This is a genomic window from Hymenobacter canadensis, assembly GCF_027359925.1.
GTDB lineage: Bacteria > Bacteroidota > Bacteroidia > Cytophagales > Hymenobacteraceae > Hymenobacter > Hymenobacter canadensis.
This window is the reverse complement of the sequence record NZ_CP114769.1, coordinates 61918-79182: the sequence shown is the minus strand read 5'-3', so window position 1 is coordinate 79182 and position 17265 is coordinate 61918. Positions and strand designations below refer to the sequence as shown.

24 protein-coding genes are annotated in these 17265 nt (G+C 55.4%); 6 read left to right on the top strand and 18 right to left on the bottom strand.

What is annotated here, in order from left to right:
* Positions 1–257: 257 nt before the first annotated feature.
* Together O3303_RS21490 and O3303_RS21485 are read right to left on the bottom strand one after the other, a co-directional pair.
* The gene (locus O3303_RS21490; RefSeq protein WP_269562004.1) at positions 258–908 is read right to left on the bottom strand and encodes a hypothetical protein; all 651 of its coding nucleotides are present in this window, start codon (positions 906–908) and stop codon (positions 258–260) included.
* 111 nt (positions 909–1019) lie between these two features.
* Positions 1020–1607 (bottom strand): hypothetical protein, encoded by a 588-nt coding sequence (locus O3303_RS21485; RefSeq protein ID WP_269562274.1) that lies wholly within the window; start codon positions 1605–1607, stop codon positions 1020–1022.
* Positions 1608–1703: 96 nt separating this feature from the next.
* On the opposite strand from O3303_RS21485, the gene O3303_RS21480 reads away from it, so the two are divergent.
* On the top strand, positions 1704–2249 hold the full coding sequence (locus O3303_RS21480) for a hypothetical protein (RefSeq protein WP_269562273.1): 546 nt from the start codon (positions 1704–1706) through the stop codon (positions 2247–2249).
* Positions 2250–2288: 39 nt separating this feature from the next.
* Here the strand turns inward: O3303_RS21480 and O3303_RS21475 are convergent, their stop codons facing one another.
* The 6 genes from O3303_RS21475 to O3303_RS21450 all read right to left on the bottom strand — a co-directional run bounded on the left by O3303_RS21475 (position 2289) and on the right by O3303_RS21450 (position 5681).
* Positions 2289–2600, bottom strand: a complete 312-nt coding sequence (locus tag O3303_RS21475; protein WP_269562245.1) for an immunity 53 family protein — start codon at positions 2598–2600, stop codon at positions 2289–2291.
* Between the two features lie 174 nt (positions 2601–2774).
* Positions 2775–3500 carry a hypothetical protein gene (locus O3303_RS21470; RefSeq protein ID WP_269562272.1) on the bottom strand — a complete coding sequence of 242 codons (726 nt, stop codon included), beginning with the start codon at positions 3498–3500 and terminating at the stop codon, positions 2775–2777.
* Between the two features lie 241 nt (positions 3501–3741).
* Complete coding sequence (locus O3303_RS21465) at positions 3742–4164, bottom strand: hypothetical protein (RefSeq protein ID WP_269562216.1); 423 nt, start codon at positions 4162–4164, stop codon at positions 3742–3744.
* 99 nt (positions 4165–4263) lie between these two features.
* Positions 4264–4719, bottom strand: a complete 456-nt coding sequence (locus O3303_RS21460; RefSeq protein WP_269562271.1) for a hypothetical protein — start codon at positions 4717–4719, stop codon at positions 4264–4266.
* 96 nt (positions 4720–4815) lie between these two features.
* Complete coding sequence (locus tag O3303_RS21455) at positions 4816–5259, bottom strand: DUF4262 domain-containing protein (RefSeq protein ID WP_269562270.1); 444 nt, start codon at positions 5257–5259, stop codon at positions 4816–4818.
* Positions 5260–5339: 80 nt separating this feature from the next.
* Positions 5340–5681 carry a DUF805 domain-containing protein gene (locus O3303_RS21450; RefSeq protein WP_269562269.1) on the bottom strand — a complete coding sequence of 114 codons (342 nt, stop codon included), beginning with the start codon at positions 5679–5681 and terminating at the stop codon, positions 5340–5342.
* Between the two features lie 157 nt (positions 5682–5838).
* On the opposite strand from O3303_RS21450, the gene O3303_RS21445 reads away from it, so the two are divergent.
* Both O3303_RS21445 and O3303_RS21440 read left to right on the top strand, forming a co-directional pair.
* Positions 5839–6129, top strand: a complete 291-nt coding sequence (locus O3303_RS21445; protein WP_269562268.1) for a colicin immunity domain-containing protein — start codon at positions 5839–5841, stop codon at positions 6127–6129.
* Between the two features lie 85 nt (positions 6130–6214).
* Positions 6215–6688: a hypothetical protein gene (locus O3303_RS21440; RefSeq protein WP_269562267.1), complete on the top strand. Its 474-nt coding sequence runs from the start codon at positions 6215–6217 to the stop codon at positions 6686–6688.
* Between the two features lie 63 nt (positions 6689–6751).
* Here the strand turns inward: O3303_RS21440 and O3303_RS21435 are convergent, their stop codons facing one another.
* From O3303_RS21435 to O3303_RS21425, 3 genes are all read right to left on the bottom strand, one after another.
* Positions 6752–7312: a hypothetical protein gene (locus O3303_RS21435; RefSeq protein ID WP_269562266.1), complete on the bottom strand. Its 561-nt coding sequence runs from the start codon at positions 7310–7312 to the stop codon at positions 6752–6754.
* Positions 7313–7400: 88 nt separating this feature from the next.
* A complete protein-coding gene (locus O3303_RS21430; protein WP_269562389.1) occupies positions 7401–7928 on the bottom strand; it encodes a hypothetical protein in 528 nt (175 codons plus the stop codon).
* Between the two features lie 75 nt (positions 7929–8003).
* Positions 8004–8384, bottom strand: coding sequence for a hypothetical protein (locus O3303_RS21425; protein WP_269562388.1), 381 nt, complete (start codon positions 8382–8384; stop codon positions 8004–8006).
* A 699-nt stretch (positions 8385–9083) separates the two neighbouring features.
* Between O3303_RS21425 and O3303_RS21420 the strand changes: the two genes are divergently transcribed.
* Positions 9084–9572 carry a hypothetical protein gene (locus tag O3303_RS21420; protein ID WP_269562387.1) on the top strand — a complete coding sequence of 163 codons (489 nt, stop codon included), beginning with the start codon at positions 9084–9086 and terminating at the stop codon, positions 9570–9572.
* A 58-nt stretch (positions 9573–9630) separates the two neighbouring features.
* On the opposite strand, the gene O3303_RS21415 is transcribed toward O3303_RS21420, so the two are convergent.
* A complete protein-coding gene (locus tag O3303_RS21415) occupies positions 9631–10131 on the bottom strand; it encodes an SMI1/KNR4 family protein (protein ID WP_269562386.1) in 501 nt (166 codons plus the stop codon).
* Between the two features lie 604 nt (positions 10132–10735).
* Here O3303_RS21415 and O3303_RS21410 point away from each other — a divergent pair.
* Positions 10736–11404: a hypothetical protein gene (locus O3303_RS21410; RefSeq protein ID WP_269562385.1), complete on the top strand. Its 669-nt coding sequence runs from the start codon at positions 10736–10738 to the stop codon at positions 11402–11404.
* Between the two features lie 551 nt (positions 11405–11955).
* Complete coding sequence (locus tag O3303_RS21405; RefSeq protein ID WP_269562384.1) at positions 11956–12186, top strand: DUF7336 domain-containing protein; 231 nt, start codon at positions 11956–11958, stop codon at positions 12184–12186.
* Between the two features lie 62 nt (positions 12187–12248).
* On the opposite strand, the gene O3303_RS21400 is transcribed toward O3303_RS21405, so the two are convergent.
* From O3303_RS21400 to O3303_RS21375, 6 genes are all read right to left on the bottom strand, one after another.
* Positions 12249–12707, bottom strand: coding sequence for a toxin-antitoxin system YwqK family antitoxin (locus O3303_RS21400; protein ID WP_269562383.1), 459 nt, complete (start codon positions 12705–12707; stop codon positions 12249–12251).
* Positions 12704–14056, bottom strand: a complete 1353-nt coding sequence (locus O3303_RS21395) for a hypothetical protein (protein WP_269562382.1) — start codon at positions 14054–14056, stop codon at positions 12704–12706. Before O3303_RS21395 ends, O3303_RS21400 begins: the two co-directional genes overlap by 4 nt.
* A 137-nt stretch (positions 14057–14193) precedes the next feature.
* Complete coding sequence (locus O3303_RS21390) at positions 14194–14916, bottom strand: LytR/AlgR family response regulator transcription factor (RefSeq protein WP_269562381.1); 723 nt, start codon at positions 14914–14916, stop codon at positions 14194–14196.
* Positions 14913–15977: a sensor histidine kinase gene (locus tag O3303_RS21385; protein ID WP_269562380.1), complete on the bottom strand. Its 1065-nt coding sequence runs from the start codon at positions 15975–15977 to the stop codon at positions 14913–14915. The genes O3303_RS21390 and O3303_RS21385 overlap by 4 nt, the downstream gene beginning before the upstream one ends.
* A 178-nt stretch (positions 15978–16155) precedes the next feature.
* Positions 16156–16623, bottom strand: coding sequence for a hypothetical protein (locus O3303_RS21380; protein WP_269562379.1), 468 nt, complete (start codon positions 16621–16623; stop codon positions 16156–16158).
* Between the two features lie 93 nt (positions 16624–16716).
* Positions 16717–17139 (bottom strand): hypothetical protein, encoded by a 423-nt coding sequence (locus O3303_RS21375; RefSeq protein ID WP_269562378.1) that lies wholly within the window; start codon positions 17137–17139, stop codon positions 16717–16719.
* Positions 17140–17265: the final 126 nt, after the last annotated feature.

Genomic DNA, 17265 nt, shown 5'->3' with positions numbered 1-17265 from the left:
ATTGGCTTATTGTTTATAACCGTATCAACGGAGCTAATCTTCACAATACCTACTTTGGATTGACTGTGAGCAGTATGCGAGACTAAAGAAGATACCAAGACAGCAAGGATTTTAGAACTGGACACGTTATCGTATTCTTTGGAGAAGGGATGCTGGTAATTTCGCCATAAGCGGGCGGGTTCTTTCGCAAGAAAATGCTTTCGCCCCGTTTTTGAATAAGAGTTCAGTGAAAGGGTCGGATTCGCCAAAACGAGCCTTTATCGTACACGCGGAATCAATGCTTGCAATACTTGAATCGTGGCCAAAGCCTGCGCTCGGCCCGGGTCCTGCCTCGCATCCTCACAGTCTTGCAACTCTTGCGGGGCGTAAAAGCGGACGACCCGGATGGCGCGTTTGTCAAGCAGGTAAAACACGTGCTCGGGCCCGTCGTCGATGAAGCAGGACGCCGGTGTAGCGGGCCGCTCCCCGTCGCCGCGTACGGACCAGAACCGCGTAGGGTGCAGCTGCTGCCAGGCGCGCCGCAGCTCCGCTGGGTCCCCGGCGCGGGGCACCAGGTAGCGGTTGGTATCGGGCCGCGTCGCCCGAAATCGGGTGTCCTCCTTGCTAAAGTGGCGGACGAGCTGGCCGGGGTAGTAGTGGCCTAGTCCGTCCCGGTAGGGGTTGGCATAGGTGAAGGCGTCCACCCCGCCCCGGTGCTTGGCCAAGATGATATAGTTCGGCGCGTTGTACCACGAGGACCCGACGTGGTAGACGATGGTGCTGTCGTAGTGCTGCTGCAAGAAGGCATGCAAGGGCGTCGGGGCTTCTTGCGCCCAGCCGGGGAACTGGGCCCCCAGCAAGCCCAGCAGGCAGGTTAGCCGAAGCCCGCGAGGCGTTTGAGCAGTGGGCAGGGCAGGTTGGTGAAGCATAACGGGCGGGAAAGCTACCACTTTTCCTAGAGTGGACCCCTCCCCTTTACTGTTCAAGAAAAGGGTCCGAAGGTAAACGCGATCCGTTCAATTGAAGGAGGCCTATGTTACCTACGGGTGTGATGCGTACGGGTCACACTCCCACCCTTGAGGGGTAACGAACCAGTGCAAAATGCCCAAAAATTGCATGTCTATCGCCAGTTGAGCAAGGCCCAGAAACTGTTCCGGAATCCAGGCAAATAGAATGCCTCCTTCAGGCTCGCTGTAGCCATTGTAAAACCAGGTATCAATTGGTGGCAGGTCACACTCGTCGAAAAAACCAGCTGTCTCTACTTCTACCGCGCCGTCGGGAATGTTCGAACCATATTCGGCGACCAGTATCCGGCCTGGATAGAAAACCTGTCGCGTTAACTCAGCGCTTGCTGCCGACTTATACGCAAGCTGTTGGGCAAACACCTCAGCGAAGCGCGCTGAATGATAGGGGTCAGTATGGCGTAGCCACTCCGATAGTCCTATCCTCGCTGCTTCACCCTTTACTCCCCGTGCGGTTATAAACCACTGCTGATTCTGATAAACTGGCTGTAAGCTGGTGCGTAGTGCCAAAAATTCACTCTGCCACGGCTGTTGTAGCTGCTGGGCACAATAGGCTTGCGTAATCTTTAGACTGGCAAAAAATTGCTCTTGGTCAATTTTGAGCATACTCCTTACTATTATCAAGTGTCAATAGATAGCTCTTTCCGAAGTTCAGCCAAACGGTGCTTCTGGCGAAAGTAGGATTTACTTACTTTGAGGCCTATGTCAACTCGCGGCCACAGCTTCTACTTCTTTCTCACTCCTGCCGAACAAGTAGCGGTACTCGAGTCCTTTGAAGCACACCATAACCGGTCTTATTACTGCACGGGCACGTCTACTGTACCCAATGTCCCGGCCATTTCTTCCCTGGTGGCAGAATCGTTGAGGCACTTAGCCATTGGGGATTGGATTCATTCTCCTGACTACTTGCTCACTCATCCAGACGAGGGCATTGTCGTACGAGAAATCTCTTTACGCAAGGGCGGTTACGCGTATCCCGTCGACCAGCTGCTGAATCCAGAACTAGCCCGTTTCAAACCCAGCGGCCAGTTTGGGGAGGCCGTACTGGTAGCGGGTTTTGTAACAACCTTCTCGCGCGTCTCCTACTCTGGCCTATTATTTAGGGCGTTGGTCAAACTCATCAAACAGCGTAGCCGCCGAATCGGCATGTTCTGGGTTGGCCCCGAAGCGGAAGAGAAACTCCGGCTCGGATGGCGTTTGGTCACCAACGCTTCTTCACCCCGCGAATACGACTTAGCACTAGAGTAGACGCGTTCACCCAAAGGGTCAGGATAGCGAAACGAGCGTTTAGGCGTTGGATGGCGAAGGGATGCCGTTTTCTATCAGGTTGCGAAACACACGCAAAATGACTTCCAGCTTTGCCGGGTCGCCGGAGCCGACAAACAAGGCGTCTTCCAGGAAGTAGCCGTACCAATCACTCTCCGACCGGTCGAACTTAGTCAAGGGAAGGTATGCGTCCTCTAAAGGGGTATCCGACACGTTGATTTCCACGCTCCAGCCCGGGTTGCTCGTGGAAAGCAGCTTGATGCCTTCACGGAATTCCCATTCCCCATCGCACCGGGCCCGGTACCAGTCTTGCAGCCAAGTCAGCGTTTCCATCCTTGCCGGAGTATGGGGTAAGCAAAGCGGGGTATTCCGCTTATTTGTGCGAGCAAGCTACGAAATAGACCAATCCAAGCACTAGTGATGTGTTCACGGAAACGGTCCAACGGTAAACACGCTCCATTTATTAAGCGAGGGTTCTTCCTGAACTCTTGATAAAACTATACTTTATCAATATATAAATACCGTTTTGCCGACGGCAAAAGCCTTTCCGTTGGCTGCGTTCACTTTTAAGGAGGCGCAACCATCACACGTACTCTGGATATCCCAATAAAAGCTTGCCGGAGCGACTTCCCCCATGGCGTGGTAAGTAGCCTTGACTTGCTGCAGGGTGAAGAATTGATCGCTGTAAAAGCTATTACCATGGAAAGTAATGGATGCCTCTTTTTCCTTTACTCCATAAGCGGAGGCAATCGCAAAGGCTTGTTTAGGGCCTATTTCCAGATTCCCCATCAGAAAGTGATTATAGGCTACTAATTCCGCTAATTCAGTTGTGTTGACCCGCATGTTAGGACTGATGCTGACAATGGCAGAACGAATGGTATCACCACGGTACAGCAACCCATAGTAGAATTTGTACTCGAGGGCTGGACCCGGCAACGTATCCGTGGGATGTGCCTCCCAGTAAGGGTACGACAAGCCATAGTCGGTGATCAAATATTGCCAGTGCCTCTTATCGGGAATTGCCAGCTTCACGACGCTATCAGCTAGGGTATGGGCCTCTGCAAACTGGTTTAACAGGCGCTGACTCGAGGCAGAGAATCTGTGTTGTTGAAGATGCAGTTGAGGATGTTGGCCAAAGTTGCCCTTTGCAGAACCCAAATCCGGTTTACACGCGATCAATAAATTGGACAAGAGCAGGAGGGTCAACTGGGCAATAGTAGAAGTGCGAATCATACACAACATTTCACTTAAGAGAGAATGGATGATAAGGAAGGAAATGTGAGCCTGTTTTACCTGGATTTTGCAAGGTTATAGCCCTGGAAAAAGCGCAGCAACTCCTAGCCTCCCGGGTTGGTCTACTATTCGAGGTTCAACAGACGTGCGGGCAAGTGTCTGCAAATAGGCCACGAGCAGTGACAATTACTTGTTCAGCTAAACGGTCCGAATAGCGGAATGAAGAGTGTGTAGACTGGATTTAAGACCGAAGTGGCATGCTTGCTTCATCACTAATCAGGGAGTGGTCAATGGCAGATTTTACATCTGGTATACTGCCCCTTACCGAAAGGGAGAAAAACGCACTACCGAACAACGCACAAAGTACTTGCGAGAAAAGGGCCCGTTTAAATACCTCTTCAGATTCCGACCAATACTTTTGCTTCCGCCAAACCTGAAGCAGGATACTAGGCACCGTGATGCTTAAGGCGACCAGCCCGCCCAGCATCGCAAAACCTAGAAATCGCTTTAAAAACAGCACCAACAATCCGTGCTCTTCAATCTGCCGGAAAACGGTATCCTCCGACCCGAGAAAGAAGACACTGGCCCAGAACAAGGTGAAGAGCCCACTTGCTGCGTAGAGAATAAGGTAGAGGAACTGAGTAAGGAATCCTTGCTTACGCATGCTTCAGGATTGTCAGAAAAAAGAAAGGTGAACAGTCAAACGGTAGAACGCTGCACGCGCGCTGCTCAAAGTAATGAGCGTTACGGTCTACGAACACAATTATTGCCTCAGGAGTACTTCCTCATACACCCGCACCCGGTATTCTGCTGAATCCAGCAGTTGTGAGGTCATACTGCCGCTCTTTTGCAGCCAAGCGCGGATAATAGAGGCCTCGTCCGCACACTCATCGACAGGGGCCGCAAATGGCAAGGCGTTGTGTAGCGCGCTGATGAAGTTGAACCGCAGCTGCCCCGCTTGCGGGTCGTGCCAGAGGTAGTAGCGCAACCCACCGTGCCACCCGCACTGGGCGAGTTGCTCACGGCGGTTGCGCTTGACGCGCTGCAAAAAGGCCTGCACCTCTTCGGGCGCAATCGCCCCGGCTAGTTCCTCGCTCACGCCAAGGGACCACATGTTTTCGGCGGTCTCTTTCTCCAGTTCCTGCCGCGATGCAGTCAAGTAAACGGGTTCGGTCACGATGGATTCTAAGTCTTGGAAATAGGCTTCTTTATGGCTCATGGGCAGCGGCAAACCTTCTACTACTGGAAGCTCTTGGTCGAAAGGTATCGCCTCTTTTCGTTTGGCGAAACGGTCGGATTCGCCAAAACAAGCGTTCTACTGCTCGAATAATACTTCCTGGGTGGAAAGGGTATAGCCCGCTTCGCCGGGAAACCGTTTTAGGGCATCGGGCCAGACGCATTGCATCATCGGAAAGGTAGGCCCCTCATAAAAGATTAACGCTCGGCCAAAGTATGCCTCGTACTTCTGCGAAGAAACGGGTTTAAATACACAGGAGTAGCCCTCCAAGATATCGTCGTAGAGAACCCCAGGTTCTCGCTTCAGCCCTTCAGCGACACCGTGACCAATTTCGTTGAGAATGCCCATGGCAGCCTCCTGCTTCACGCCGGAAATCACTACTTCGGGGTGGCCAAACGTCTCGAACAAACCCACTGTGTAAGAGAAGGCCGGTTCGGTTTCGTTGCCTTCCATGATGTTGAACACCAACCACCGGTGCTGTTTGATGTTGGCAGCTAATTCCGCACGGGTCGTATTCTTCATGGCCATAGGTCAAATGTGCAATTCAAGAAAACGGTCCCAAGGGCATCCGGCCGTGAAGGGGCGCTCGAAATTAAGCGGGCTTACTTACGTTCTCCCGCTGGGGCAGCTGCTTTCGGGTTGGGGCCATAAGCATTGTCCCCGCTATCCCCCGCCGCAAAAAGCATCCAGAACACGTAAAAAGGGATGAATTGGTACCAGCCGCTATTGCCGCGGTCGTGGCACCGCTTGGCCCCCTGGGCCACGAGGAACCACAAGCACAGCAGAAAGGACGCCAGGTAGAAGAGGGCTAGTAAAAGGTTGTCGTTCTCGTTGGGACCAAACACGAGCTGGAGGACGACCAAAACGACTAGGTAAGCGAAGTAGCTCAGGCCGTACTCTAAGCGCCCAATTCGGCCTTTAGGGGAAGAAACGTCTCGAAACACCAGGCAGAGCTATACGGGGGAGCAGAATTTTGCTGGCAAAATTACTCAAAGAGTTTATCAGAACGGTGATTCGGCGAAACGAGCATAAGTTCATGCTTAAGCGGACGTCTATTGGTTCCCTACTTTTCTTCCAAACTACTTTACTTGCCCTGCGGCCATGAATGAAGCGGATTACAAACCCATTCTAGCGGATTACCTGGGTAACCGCCTGAGGGTGGACGAATACATTTCGGCCTTTATGAAGCAATGGAAGCATGACCGCAACGAAGCGTGGGGCAAGCCTTTGCCAAAACAGGCGCCAAGACAAGAGCAGTTTCACGAGATGATGAACCGTCTCTTCACTAGTGGCGATTGCTACGAGGAACACCCCGAATCTCCGTGGGAAATCAGTGAGGAAGAATTGCGCCAGGAAGTCCAGCTGTTCTACCAACGCTTATGGGGAGCGTGACGAAAAGAAGTTCGTTCAGCCAAAGGGTCCGAAGGTAAACGCAGCCCGTTCAGTTGAAGGAGCGATTGCTAGTCTACCTTCGGCTATGGAAGAACTCGCTGAATCGGCATTTTCCGCGTCCCTCATGCGGCTCATCGCTGATACCAAAGTTGTGGCGGTGAAGGCCGGGCCCGGGACCGGCTCCATTTTCACCTTGCACCTGCGGCCAGCAGCCGGCCAGGTGCGCTACCTCATGGTGTACTGCGCTTGGAAGCTGCTACGGGCCGGCCGCGTGGCCTGCACCTGGCAAGACCCGGAAGCCTATCTGGTAGCGACCCTGTCAGCTCACGAAGGCGAAACGGTGGAAAGTGCCCGCGTGGCCTCCGGCGGGGACGTGGAGCTGACGCTGCAGTCCGGAGCGGCAATCAAGCTATTTGTGGATAGCGTCACCCAGGACATGCCCCTCGACGAGTACAGTTCATGCGATTATTTCCTCCAAGGAGCTGAGGGCATCTTCTCGTGTATCCGAGGTGGTTTTTACAAGGAAGAGGCCAAGCCAGTTGGCCAGCAGAGCGTTTAGGGAAACGGTGATTCGATCAAAACGAGTATAATTTTATCGTCCGATCACCATCAGTAGCAAGAGCTACCAGATGATATAAGGTCTTTCTGCCGTTGTAATCTTGCCCGTCCAAGCATGTTCTCCGCGGGAGTATTGGTCAGCCTCAATCGAGTAGATTGCTCGCATTCGACAGGGAATACCGCGTGTGGTCGGTCTTTTAAGTAAGGGGGAATTCTCCCACTGGTCCGGTTTAAAAGTCACATTAAATACATAGTAACCGCCGGGCTCAATGGTGATCGTAGAAGGAAAATTCTTGTCCCAGCCGCGGATCGCTTTCCCCACGCGCACGATTCGACCATCTGGGTAGGTGATTTCAAAAGAAAGACCATAATAGCCAAAGCTGTTCCACTCTTCGAACAGATTGATGGGAGCCGTCGATGTGTTTGTGAGTAGTACATGAAAATGGTTCGTATAATCAAAATTGATAGCCGCAATAGGTGAACTCTGGCTGGAATACGTGGTGGGAATAATTTGGAGAGTCAGAGTAGGCGAGCGTTGGGCTCCTGCTTGCTGCAGGGCGAGCAGTACTATGACGCACCCAAATAACACGCGGTTGAAATAGCGAACGATAAGACGGTTGGACATTGAGGCAACAGAAGAGTGGAATTTATAGTGAACAAAACTCTTTTTAAGCCAACACAAATGGTGGTTGAGGCAAATCAACGTTCACTTATTACCACTGAGCCGGGTTCGCCGTGCCGGGAATGACGCGAAAGATGAGTGGGGTTTCACTGTCGTCGCTGTTGGATTCTGTTTCGAAGTTGTAGAGTTGGAAGCGCCAGCTGCGGTTCAGGTGCAGTATGGTTGCCAGCTTGGCCAACGGTCCCTCGTGGTAGCGGACATACTGGTATACAAACCATTCTTCACCCATGATGACGTAGTAGGGCTGCTCAGCGCAGATAACGGATACGTCGGCCAAGAACTGCTCAAACTTAGAGGAGCGTCCGTCCCAGGCACTGTTGAACACGTCCTGCGTAATACCGTCGGACGATATCTTCAGTGACGGGCGGGAGGGACAATTCAAGAACACCACGCGGGTGATGCAGCGGCTCTGTACGAAGGCAGTCAATCCGTCCCCAGCCATTTCCAGCCAATCGACGCGGGGGCTATAGCCGGCCGCTTGTGCCAACACTAGTAAGTGCCGCGTCAAGTCCGTGAGGTGGGGTTCCGGCGTGTTGAAGGCCAAGGCGATGTATTGCATAAGGGCTAGCAGGAACGCAAACTTCGTTCAGCGAAAGGGTGGTGCTCTGAACGCGTAATTCAAAGTAAGGAGCATTTACAAAGGGCCTTCCATCTTGACAATGCTTTGCTCCAGCCGGGGAAACTTACCGCAAATGTCTCTCAGACCCTGAAAATCGAAGTCACAAATGATGGTATCCAAGTGGTCTTCGCCGCGAAAGAACGTGCGGCCTTGGGCCGTGGTGAGGGACATATGCACCACTTTGTCAGGTAACTCGTGGGCCTCCGCTACGGCCAGTAGCCGCTGGCGATTTGCGGTCGTGATGCGTACGTGCCACCAGAATGTTTCGCCGGGGTGGAGTAAGTCCGGCCCGAGCACACGTGGCAGCTCTTGCCATGAATCCTTCGAGAGGCGCCACAGCGAACCTTCGGGGGATTGGCGTAGGATGGCAGCTAAGAGTGCGGTTTCGGGTTCCATGAGGCGAACGTACAATTATTGCCCTCGTTGTTCATCGAAACGGTCTGAATAACCGAAAACGTTAGTCCCGAACAGGCCTCAAGGACAAACTGTCCACTACCTGGGGTCGCCGCGAGGAAGCCAATTGAAAGACAAAGAGCTTATAGCTGGAGGCGGCCGCGCTTTTGCTTACCAAAATTTGCGCCTGGGCGCCACTACTGCCAAACATCCCTTTCTTATCAGTGCCTATTCCGTATGCCGTCATGAGGCTACTGCTGTCGCGAAAGCAGATAAGAATTTGGTTGTTATCGGTTAGCACATCTTTCCGAGTTTGGCAGTTACGGCTCCACCCTTTTTCAAGCCAGACATGCGTTATTGAAAAGCGTATGCCGTTGGGCAGGACAAAGTCCGACTTGCTGGGAACAAGCGCCGTCAGAAAGACCCCAGTGCTTTTTGCGTCTTGGAGGGAATTCGAGGCCTGCTCGCCCCCACAAGGGTAGTCGAATCCGCACGAGGCTAAACCACTAAGACCGAGCAGACAACTGCTCGTGCAAATGAAAAGGGGTCTGGTTAAAAGCCGAGGTATCACCGTCGAAAGAATGAGGGAGCTGTAATCTTTTTAGTCAGGGTAGTTTATTTGAACGGTCTGAAATCAAAACGAGGGTAATTTCAACCGGCGGTACACTTGGGCTGGGGATACGGCCCAACTTTCCTTTCTCCATGACTCTTTCTACATGCTGGCAGTTGCTGGCTACGGCGCTCTCAACGGCCTGTGCGGGGCAGAATCGGTTAGTGGCCACGCCCGAAAAGTGCATCCGGGTCGACAACCTGCACCTCACGCGCGAAACGCGGGCCGTGGTCAATGCCACGCTCATCCTCAAGGTCGATACCCGCCGCCGGGCGTACGAGGCACGCGACTTTTGCGTTTTTCAAGAGCTTACCTCCAACGGTCGGTACGCCCTGCTCACGATTTACGACGGAGTCGGTAATCACACGAGCCCGACGTGGATGCTCATTAGCCAGAAGGGAGTTATTGATACGCAGCTATCCAGCTACCAAATGGCTCAGGATTCACTCCGCTCCGTCGATAAGATGGTGATTGGCCTTACCCGGTTACCCGGACTGGACGAAGCCTCCCGGCAAGAACTCCTGCAGCTGATGCAGCACAATGCCCGCAACTACCGCAAACGGGCTACTGACGGCCATTGATAAGGCGTGAAGTACAGTTCGGCCAAACGGTCCGAATCGTTAAAACGAGCGAACTGATTTACTCCGCCAACTCCTCATCGCTCATATACAGCAGGGGCGAATCCCGTCGGTAAAGCGCTAGAAATTCCGTAAAGCTTTTCGCAATAGGCCGATAGATACCCCCGCAGAGCACGAACACGGGGTTGGTGGCGGTCGTTTGGGCATCCAGCCGAATGGCGTAAGCCAAGGAGTGAATCATGTAATCGGCGAAGGCATAAAACGTCGGGTGCTCCGACCAAGTGTGGAGCAGGTCGCTGTACTTAGGGGCCCCGTGGTAATCGCCAAACCGCTCAGCAACTGCTTGTACTTCCGCTAAGCTATAAAAGCAGAAGAACTCCTTGTCATAGGTGCCCGCAGTCCCGTTCACGAGGGCAAAGTAGCGGACTAAATCGGCGGGCAGCTGGACCTGGTGCACCTGGGAAAAACGAGCTATTTCCGCGGCAGAAGCCGTTTCCAAGGTAACGGTTCCCGTATGTCGCCATTGCTGCTTTGACCATAAAAGGTTGTCTTGTTCGTCCATGAGCGGGAGTCTGTGCTGTTAAAAACGTTCACCAAAAGGGTGGCAAGCTAAACGCAGCCCGTTCAAAATTAGGAGTGTTCTTTTGCACATGAACAAGTTGCTGCGCATCGGCTTGGTTTTAAGTTGGCGCCTGGTTATTTCAGGGTCCCTGTTTTACGCTAGCAGGTTTGCCGCCGTGAGCGTGCAGCAGTTGCGGGGTCGGTCATTAGGGGTCCCGATTTCCTGGGGTATTTCCCTCCAGTATTGCGCGTACACGTTTTGCCTGTTGGCGGTCGGGCTGGCCGCGTGGGCGGCTTTGGACCAACGTGGCCGGCGCTGGCCCGCCGTAGCTATTACTAGCGTGCTCTACACGGTAGTGGCCTCAATATTGTGCGGGGCATTTTCGGGGGCGGTGGACCGCCCGTACCTGTTTGTGTACCTCCTAAGTAGCGGCGTGGCCGGCCTAGTGGCGCCGTGGGTAGTGCAGGCTTGCGCGACCCGCCTAGCACAAAGCGATGCGCGGGTAGGAAAGTAGTTCTGCTCTAACGTACGACGCCCAACAATCGGCCCTAATGGCCAAATGAAGGGTATTTGATGGCTTCTTCTTGTTTTTTCTTTCCCGTGTATGATGTTGCGCTGGACGCTGGTTACCACTTGGACCTTTTGCTGTTGGATTTTATCGATCAACGCCTCTGCCCAACAGGGAAAAGACCATTTGGTGCCTACCGAGGGCATCTTCACCAGTTATTCCCATGAACAGGCGTACTACTCACGGGTCGGTGACGTGCTTCTTGCCGGGTTAACTGATTCACCGCTAGCTCGGGTAGTGGTCCTACCGTCTTTTAGCCCCGAATACGTCCTCTCGCTAGAACAGCGGGCTGCGAAGTACTATCTGACCTATCGAATTTGCCAAACTAGAGTGTGGTCGAACTATGAAAAAACCCCAGCGATTCGGATTCAAGTGAACACAACCACAGTAGAGCTTAGCAAACCGGCCGCCCTACTTGTAGCTAAAGCATTCAAGCAAGCCATCGCCAAGACCCGCTACCCAGCGCCGAGCAAGTATCACGACAATGGATCTGATGGCACGAGCTACCACTTTAGCCACTTTCAATTGGGTATTGGCTTGCGTGGGGGCCAAACGTGGTCGCCAGAAAAAGGCAGTAAAATGAGTGACTTAGTGGCGTTGACCACCACCCTAAATAAAGTTGCTGCTGCGCCTACCGATGCGAAGATTCAAATCACACTTACCAAGCAAGCACAACTGTTGATCGTACGGTTGACGAAGGAGTAGCGTCTGTATGTAGGATGTGTTCAGGAAGACGGTCGATCACCGAAGTTCTATGGCAAGATTGAAAAGAGGAAACAATCGACCTTCATCATCACCCCGCGGCCGCAGAGAATTAGATTGATAAGTAGGAGCACGTAATATCTCCGCAATGAACTGCTGCTGTAGACCCTTGTATGTGTTTAGTCGTTCGGCGACTCGCTCGAAAAAGGTTGCCAAGTGTGTAGTGTCGTTGCTACTCCAGACAGGGTTATTAAGCCAGATGCGGAAAGAATACGCTGCCTTCTCAGGTTGATGGTAGAGAAGAGTATCGAGGCCACCGGAGAGCACTTCCAACAGAGTTGATTCTGATGTCCCCGCGTTTCCAAACAGGAACACTAACTGGGGAATGGCTTCCCTTTCTAATAACTCAGCAGTCTGTTCGTTTATGGTGGTGTGTTCTATTGCTCGACCCATGCGCAAAGCTACTACCGTCGCAAATTTCTATGCCTCATTCCCTAAGAAGGGCCTTTAGCAAAACGAGCCTTACATTACCCTAAAACAAACAGCGCTCTGTCATGACACACGTGTTCCTCTTATGGCATACTCACGAAGACGAGGATTTGCCAGGCGGCGAGGATGTCAAACTCTTAGGAGTCTATTCCAGCTACCTGAAGGCTGAAGAAGCCTTAAATGCCAGCTTAACGCAGCCAGGCTTTAGAGACCAGCCAGCAGGGTTAGAGATTGCTACTTATGAGCTAGATAGGCGCGAGTGGACGGAAGGCTATATCACGGTGCGGGAGGAATAACCTACGACACAGAAGTTCAACCAAAGGGTCGAAACGACGATTCGTATTGCACTGTCCTCCATTTACCGGGTGTAAGTCATGCGGTGCGCTACGCGGCCCTGCTGGTCGTAGTAAACCCACTCGCCAATGGGCCGCTTCCAGTCCCGGTATTGCCCTTTGGACTTCACGCGGCCGTTTTCGTAGAAAAAGGTGACCGGACCCTCCACTCGGTTGGCCCGGTACGTGCCTTGGCATTCCCTGCGGCCTTCCGGGTCGAAGTCCGTCCAGTAGCCGTTGCCCAGGCCGTCCCGGTACTGCTGGATGGTTTGGTAGCGGCCGTTGGCATAGCGGCCGTAGAGCAAGCCCGTGTAGGGACGCGAGCTGCCCTGCTCAAAATACTGGCTGCCCTCAGCCGCGGGGCGCTGAGTGGTCTGACTCATGGCCACCATCTTCTGGCGGGTGGTGTCCAGGGGCCCTTGCTGGGCGGTAGCGAAACTGGCCAGCGCGGCCAGTCCGGACAGGATTAGGAACGGGTATTTCATGGTTGCAACGTCATATAAGCGGTTTCCAGGTAGTAGATGCTACAGACTCGTTCCCCCGCTGCATCCAGCTCCGGGCCCCGGTCGCTGCTGAAGAAGAAGTGCTTGCCATCGGGCGAAAAGCGGGGGCATATTTCGTTGTGCTCGGAGTTAATGGCCGGTCCCAAGTTCCGGGCCGCGGTCCACTGCCCGTTCACTTTGCGGCAGTAATACAAGTCCTCCCGGCCCAGGCCGTCGTCCCGGTTATAGGAGGCGAAAAACAGCAGGTTGCCGTCAGGCGACACGCAGGGGCTGCTGTCGGTGCCGCGGTGGTTGGGGGGCGCGGGCAACTCTTGGGGCGGGCCGAACCGCCCGTCCGGCAGCCGCGGGGCCGCGTATAAATTGGCATCAGGGCCCGTGCGGCTGCCCGCCCAATAATAGAGGGTACCGGCCGCGTCGGTGACCGGGCCCGCTTCGTAGTGCGCGGGCCACGCCTCGCCGGGCTGCCGAATCCCGTTGATGGGGCCAGGCACGGGGCGCGGCATGCCCCATCCCTTCGCCGTTTTGTCCATCACCCACAGGTTCATGTCGGGCGTGGCCGGGCGCGGGCGTTGGCCCGGGAGCGGGCGCAGGGAAGCGAAGTAGAACTGGCGGCCGTCCGGCGTGATGAAGGCGCCCTCGTCGGGGCCGGTGGAAAACGCCGCGGGCTGCGGCTCGCCCCAGCCGGTGGGCGTCCGCACGGATCGGTAAATCCGCTGGGCACTGGTGCCGGCCAGCTTCCGGGTGAAGTAGAGCGTGTGGCCGTCGGGCTCAAAGGTGATATCCCACTCCTGATGGGCCGTGGTGGCAATCCGTCCCGGCTCAAACAGCACAGGCTGGTTGAGCACCCGCTGGTCCTGCTGGTAGAGCTGGGCAGTAAGCGGCGTCCCGTCCGGGGCGTAGGTGTGGACGTACCCTTGGCGCCTACCCTGCAGGTGGGAGCTCTCGGTGGCCACCTGGCCGTTCGGGTGGTACTGATACGCCAGGCCCACCAGCCGGTCCTGCTCGTACACTTCGGCCGAGCGGCGTACGCCCGTCGGGTAGAAGTACTCCCACATGCCGTGCCCCTTACCTTGCCGCCACGCAGCCCGGTAGCGTAGCGTACCGTCGGGGTACCATTCCAGCCACGTGCCGGTGGCTTGCCCATTCACCAGCTCTTTCCAGACGCGCTGCTTGCCGTCCGGGTAGGCGGCCTGCTCCACGCCCGTGAACGTGCGCAGTGAGTCCCGGCCGGGCACGTAGAGGCGGGGAGCGGGCCGCAGTTGCGCGTGGGCCAGCGGCCAGCCACCTACCAGAGCAGCGCCGAGCAGGCAGGTGTATTTCAGATGTTCCATCGGAGCAAAGCGAGTGGGCCCCCGATATTCGGTCATCTGGTCAAGTAATCCAGGGGAAATCCGACGAAGCCGCCCATCAGCCGACAAAACTGTCCGGCGCGCCCGTTGGCGGCCCACACGGACCATTTGCCGGGGCGCTACAGCAGCAGCCGCTGCAGTGCGGGCAGATAAGAGTCGCTCACGCGCACTCGGGCCTGATTGTCAAGCACGAGGTAGCAGCGGCGCCCAGTCCGCACCAGTTCCTGCGCGTGGGTCAGATTGACTAGGTAGGAGCGGTGCACCCGGCAGAACAGCGTCGGGTCCAACTTCAGTGCCAGCTCCGAAATACCGCTCAGGGCCAGCAGCTGCTCGTGCTGCCGGTACACCTTGCAGTAATCCCCGTACGCCTCCGCGTAGCGAATCGAACTCGCGTCCACCACCACGCGCCGTGCGCCCTTATGCAGTATCACGCGCGGGGCGTAGGGCGCTCCAGCCTGCAGCAGGCGCTGGGCCAGCGCCTCCACGCGGGCGTCGTCGTGAACCACGCGGGCCAGGGCCTGCTGAAACCGGGCGCGGCCGTAGGGTTTGAGCAAGTAGTCCAGGGCGTGAAACGCGAAGGCCTCAATAGCGTGCGCGTCGTAGGCCGTCGAAAACACGACCTGCGGCAGCTGCTCCAGCCGGGCCAGCACCTCGAAGCCCGAGCAGCCTGGGAGCTGAATGTCTAGGAACACGAGGTCGGGCCGCAGGGTGTGAATGGCCCGCACAGCCTCCGGGCCGTCGCGGGCCTCGCCCACCAGCTCATAGCCGGGTTCCTGGCCCACGTACTGCCGCAGCAGCAGCCGGGCGTCCGGCTCGTCGTCGACCAGCAGCACCCGTTTCATAAGCGGAAGTGGGCCCGCGTGCCGCGGGGCGTATTCGGGGTGAGGCGCAGTGGCGCGTAACCTAGTTTTTCCAACCGCAGCTGGGTGTTGCGCAAGCCCACGCCCAATTGGACGCCCTGTTCCGGCAGCCCCGCGCCCGTGTCAGCGACCGTGAATAGCAATTGGTTGCCCATGGGCTGCACCGATACGTGGATGGTGCACGGCCCCATATGAGGCGTCACGCCGTGCTGCACAGCGTTTTCCACCAGCGGCTGCAGCAGCATGGCCGGCATCTGGCGCGACAATATGGTCTCGTCCACGGCAAACGTCACATGCAGCCGGTCTTGAAACCGGCGCTGCACCAGCCCCAGGTACTTGGTTAAAAAGCTAATTTCCTCGGCCACGGTCACGAACTCCCGCTGGGCTACGGCATTTTGGTGTCGGAACAGGTCCGACAACTCAATAATGAGCTCCCGGGCCCGCTCGTTGGCCGGCTCAATGGCGGCGTTGATGCTGTTGAACGTATTGTGGATGAAGTGCGGGTTGAGTTGCGCCTTGAGGGCGGCGAGCTGGCTGCGGGCCAGCGCGTCCCGCAATTCGGCTTGCGCGTGCACGGCCTGTTTGTACTTGCGCATGTGCACCAGCAGCAGAATCAGGCCCAGCTGCAGCAGGTAAAACAGCGCCGAAACGTAGTAGGCGTACACCCCCAGCTTGCCGCCGAACAGCTCCACCCACCCCAGCCGCGCCTTTATCTGCGCACCTAGCAGTCCGCAAATCAACACAAAAGCCACCCCCAATACGGCGTATGCCACGACCTGCCCGCCCGGAGCGAGGGCGTGCAGCCGGGCGCACACGAGGTAGCTTATACCGAGCGCGCACAGAAATCGGAGCAGGAAGTCAATTCCGGAGCTGGCCATCAATTCGCTAGGGTCCCAGTAGGGCGGCTGCGCCGCCTGCCTGCCGCCCCACAGCAGCCACACCGTCGTGCGGTCCAGTAGGGCCGCCCCCAGGTAAAACAAACCCAGCCATACCGCGTCCCGCCGGGTAAAAGGAAGGGCGGCGGCGTTTGTGATGCGGAGCATGGGAGTCAAAATACAGAAAACCGGCGAACGAGATCGTATTTATGATGCTGAATGCAGATTCGCACTTCTGTGGTTAGAACGGCTAGACACGTTCCCGCTGGTCAGTGGTAAAATCTCTTTTTGCCTCGTTAGTTTAGCCAAACCGTCGGAAGCTAGACGAGGAAAGCAACTGAGTGAGTTAGACCTTTTCAGGGTGGGATGTAGGCGTCGCTGACCCATCCCAAATAGCATACCCACCGCTGCACTGGGCGATAAGCAAGTACCCGCCGGGCTCGTCCAAGGGCATCCGACTGCCTAGTTGCCAGGGTTCATACCCCTCCGCCGAGGTGCCGGCAAATCGGAGTTGGACCCCGTTGTCAAAGTCGAGAAACAGGTTGGCTTCATCATCGCAGACCACCCGGGTCACGGTGCGCAGGTTAACCCGGTTAAAGACCAGCAGCCGTTGTTCGTCTGCCGTGAGCCTAGGGTCCCCGTCGAAGCTGACGTTTGAGGACATGTCCGTGTCAATGGACAGTACGTGATCGTGGGGCTCGTCGTCGCGAAACTCCAGAAAGTGAATCTGGTGAGATAGGCCAAAACTTTCGACAGCCGAGCGGCCAAGCGCCCGTTGAAGCAGAAGGTTGGCGGCAATGGTGTCGGGGTGCATAGACAAGAGCAGGTGTTAAGGCAAGTAATAACTCTTCACCTTGTGTTCAAGAAAACGGTCCGAATAGCGGAATGAAGAGTGTGTAGACTGGATTTAAGACCGAAGTGGCATGCTTGCTTCTTCACTAATCAGGGAGTGGTCAATGGCAGATTTTACATCTGGTATACTGTCCCTTACCGAAAGGGAGAAAAACGCACTACCGAACAACGCACAAAGTACTTGCGAGAAAAGGGCCCGTTTAAATACCTCTTTGGATTCCGACCAATCCTTTTGCTCCCGCCAAACCTGAAGCAGGATACTAGGCACCGTGATGCCTAAGGCGACCAGTCCGCCCAGCATCGCAAAACCTAGAAATCGCTTTAAAAACAGTACCAACAATCCGTGCTCTTCAATCTGCCGGAAAACGGTATCCTCCGACCCGAGAAAGAAGACACTGGCCCAGAACAAGGTGAAGAGCCCACTTGCTGCGTAGAGAATAAGGTAGAGGAACTGAGTAAGGAATCCTTGCTTACGCATGCTTCAGGATTGTCAGAAAAAAGAAAGGTGAACAGTCAAACGGTGGCAAGGTAAACGTGCTCAGTTCAGTTGAAGGAGGATATACGTCATCCGTTCTGTAGTTTCTTTTACAACCCGGGGCTGTGC